The organism is Ruegeria sp. HKCCA6837 (assembly GCF_013034475.1).
Taxonomy (GTDB): Bacteria; Pseudomonadota; Alphaproteobacteria; order Rhodobacterales; family Rhodobacteraceae; genus Ruegeria.
The window spans coordinates 1-1,996 of the sequence record NZ_WQGD01000051.1 but is presented as its reverse complement, the minus strand read 5'-3'; the positions used below and the strand labels follow the sequence as shown (position 1 = coordinate 1,996).

At 59.2% G+C, this 1,996-nt stretch carries 2 protein-coding genes; both read right to left on the bottom strand.

Translation table 11 applies throughout. From position 1 onward, the window contains the following. Positions 1–11: 11 nt before the first annotated feature. A complete protein-coding gene (locus tag GOV91_RS22470; RefSeq protein WP_171237131.1) occupies positions 12–1,652 on the bottom strand; it encodes a recombinase family protein in 1,641 nt (546 codons plus the stop codon). Beyond that, the coding region (locus GOV91_RS22465) for a hypothetical protein (protein WP_217352058.1) at positions 1,649–1,996 on the bottom strand (348 nt) is incomplete at its 5' end. The genes GOV91_RS22465 and GOV91_RS22470, both read right to left, overlap by 4 nt.

Here is a 1,996-nt window from a genome sequence, read left to right as displayed (position 1 = left end):
GCTCGTCAGGCTCATAACCTGAAGGTCAGAGGTTCAAATCCTCTCCCCGCAACCACTTGGGTCGAACAAGCCGCCTCAGGGCGGCTTTGTTCATTTTGGGCCAACCCAATCATTGCTGCCAGGGCACCCTCCAGTTCGATCTGAACGCCCTCTTTGGTGTGCTCGACCGTGACACGTTCGATAAGGCCCCGGATGATCTCCAAAGCCCCGGTGCGGATCGAAGGTTCCAATAGCGCTTGTGCAAGATCGGCGACCTTGGAGCGATAAAGTTCCGACAGGTTCGGGTGCAGTCGCACCGGCGAAGGCTTAGGTTCGAAGAGCTTTGCGTCAAGCTCGGCTATCTGCGCTTCGAGTTCTTCGAGCCGCGTTTGAAGCCCGGGGGTGCGAATGCCCTCAGCGATTGCGTCATAAAACCCATTCAGTTTGCGTGCAGCTTTGTCCCGTTCGGATTGTAGACGGGTCCGGGCTGCCTCCTCTGTACCAGCTTCTGCGTTGGCGGCTTCGTTGAAGGATTTGATAAAAGCGGCCACTGCGTCGGGCTGCATCAGACGCTGACGAAGCAAATCCAAAACGGCGTCTTCCAGGACATTGCGGCGAATGGATTGCCTGTGCGTGCAGGTGCCGAGTTTGCGGGCGGCTGAACAGGCGAGGTAATCGCGCCCGACAGTGGCGAGTGGCCCACCGCAGTTGCTGCAGAATACTAGACCTGTCAGAAGGTGCTTTTTGCGACGCTTCTCCCAAAACTTGGTTTGCTTGATGGCTTTGACGCGGGGATCAGCCTCGATCTCGCCTTGCCGCTGCTTGACCGCCTCCCAAAGTTCATCCCCGACGATCCGCAGCTCAGGGACCTCCGCGATGATCCATTTGGACGGATCGTTGAGACGGGAAACACGTCTGCCGGTCTCCGGGTCCTTGATGTAGCGCAGCCGGTTCCAAACAAGGCGGCCGATGTAGAGCTCATTGTTGAGAAGGCCCGTCCCACGCACTCGGTGCCCCCGGATGGCGGTGTCACGCCATAACTTGCCACGGGGACCGGGAATACCTTCGGCGTTCAGGCGGCGCGCAATGGCTTTCGGGGAGTGCCCTTCGGTGAAGTCATGTAACACCCGCCGGACGATCCCAGCTTCTGCTGCGTTGATCACTCGTTCCCCCGTGACGGGTTGGCCGTCGGGCCCGAGACGCCGGACGACATCATAACCGTAGCTGTTACCACCGCCGGAACGGCCAAGCTCGACACGCCCGCGCAAACCACGCCGGGTTTGGTCGGCCAGGTCTTTGAGGAACAGTTGGTTCATGGTGCCTTTGAGACCTACGTGCAATTCGCTGATCTCGCCCTCAGCCAGCGTCACGATGCAAACCCCTGCAAAGCTTAGCCGTTTGAAGATCGCAGCGATGTCTGCCTGGTCCCGGCTCAACCGATCCAGCGCCTCTGCCAAGATCAGATCAACCCGTCCTTCCTGGGTTGCATTGAAGAGCGCTTGCAGCCCGGGACGCAACATGGACGCACCAGAGACCGCCCGATCCGAATAGGCGTCGACAACAGTCCAGCCTTCCCGCTCTGAACGTTCCCGGCACAAACGCATCTGGTCATCGATAGATGCGTCACTCTGCATCTGGCTGGAGAAGCGGGCATAGATTGCGACTCGGGTCATCGACAGACCTTTTTCTTCTGGTTGATCAGATCCGCGTAGTCGCGGCCTGCTTCAATGGTTTGGGCGTGAATGTAGTGATGCTCTGCCGTTCCGAAGCTCGTATGAGCCAATATTGGTCGGATCAGCTTTGCGTGTTCCGGAGAGGAGCGCGCCAATGTCGTTGCGGCGGCATCCCGGAAGAAATGCGGTGGAATGCGGCGACCCGTCAGCTTCAGGGTCTGCTCCGCGATCCGGGGGCTCAGCGCATCTTGCTTTAATGGTGCGCCTGTCCTGCCGACCCACAAGACATTGTCTAGCCCCCGTGTTCTGGGCCATTTCGGACTAGAGTTTCGGGGACTGGTGGG

What these genes read in the sequence shown, in the direction of transcription:
- GOV91_RS22470 (WP_171237131.1), bottom strand. Translation starts at nt 1,652, where the DNA reads ATGACCCGAGTCGCAATCTATGCCCGCTTCTCCAGCCAGATGCAGAGT.